This window comes from Hydrogenophaga sp. NFH-34 (assembly GCF_021401345.1).
Classification (GTDB): domain Bacteria; phylum Pseudomonadota; class Gammaproteobacteria; order Burkholderiales; family Burkholderiaceae_C; genus Hydrogenophaga; species Hydrogenophaga electricum.
Window position 1 is genome coordinate 1 of record NZ_JACBGE010000064.1, and the last position, 1,112, is coordinate 1,112.

A 1,112-nucleotide genomic window follows, 5' to 3' on the forward strand; every position below is an offset into this window, starting at 1 on the left:
GGCCTCTCGCGCAGCTTCCAGCGCACCAGCATCTTCGGGGGCATGCGCGTGCGCCGCCAGGTCGAGCTGGCCTCGCACAAAAGCGGCGCCAGCGACTGCGAGGCCGACGCCCGCGCCGTGCTGCGCGAGCTGGACCTGGAGCGCCTGGGCGAGGCCGTGGCCGAAGACCTGGGCTACGGCGAACAGCGCCGCCTGGACCTGGCGCTGGCCCTGGTGGGGCGGCCCAAGGTGCTCATGCTCGACGAGCCCATGGCGGGCCTGTCGGTCAAGGAGTCGCTGGACCTGGCCCAGCACCTGAAGGCGCTGACCTCGCGCTGGGACGTCTCGGTGCTGCTCGTCGAGCACGACATGGACGTGGTCTTCGGCATCTCGGACGCCGTCACCGTCTTCGAACTCGGCCGCGTCATCGCCAGCGGCGCACCGGCCCAAGTGCGTGCCAACCCGCGCGTGCGCGAAGCCTACCTCGGGAGTGCCGCATGAACCCCTTGCTGGAGCTGAACAACGTCGATGCCTTCTACGGCTCGGCGCACATCCTGCACGGGCTGAGCCTGCAGGTGAACCCGGGCGAGCGCGTGGCGCTGGTCGGGCGCAACGGCGTGGGCAAGACCACGGTGGTCAACACCATCCTGGGGCTGGCGCAGATGAAGGGCGGGCAGGTGCGCTTTGGGCAGCGGGCGATCGCGCACCCGCGCACCTACCTGGCCGCGCAGCACGGCATCGTGGTGGTGCCCCAGGGGCGGCGCATCGTGGCCAACCTGACGGTCGAGGAGAACCTGCTGCTGGGGGCGGCTACGGGGCGCAAGGGGCCCTGGAGCGTGCCCGAGATCTACAAGCTGTTCCCGATCCTGCAGGAGCGGGCGCACACGCCGGGCACGGCGCTCTCGGGCGGGCAGCAGCAGATGCTGGCGGTGGGTCGGGCGCTGATGGCCAACCCGGGGCTGATCCTGCTGGACGAGCCCACGGAGGGGCTGGCGCCGGTGATCGTGGACTTGTTGGCCGAGATATTCAACCGGGTGGCCGGGCAGGGCACGGCGCTGCTGCTGATCGAGCAGAACATGTCTTTGGTGGTGCGGGTGGCGCAGCGCTACCTGGCCATGGCCAAGGGCTCGGTG

The 1,112-nt window shown here is 70.8% G+C and carries 2 protein-coding genes; both read left to right on the forward strand.

The window, feature by feature from the left end; genetic code table 11:
- The coding region (locus L0977_RS25315; protein WP_234267691.1) for an ATP-binding cassette domain-containing protein at nt 1-480 on the forward strand (480 nt) is incomplete at its 5' end.
- A partial coding sequence (locus L0977_RS25320) for an ABC transporter ATP-binding protein (protein ID WP_234267692.1) occupies nt 477-1,112 on the forward strand: 636 nt, incomplete at its 3' end. The genes L0977_RS25315 and L0977_RS25320, both read left to right, overlap by 4 nt.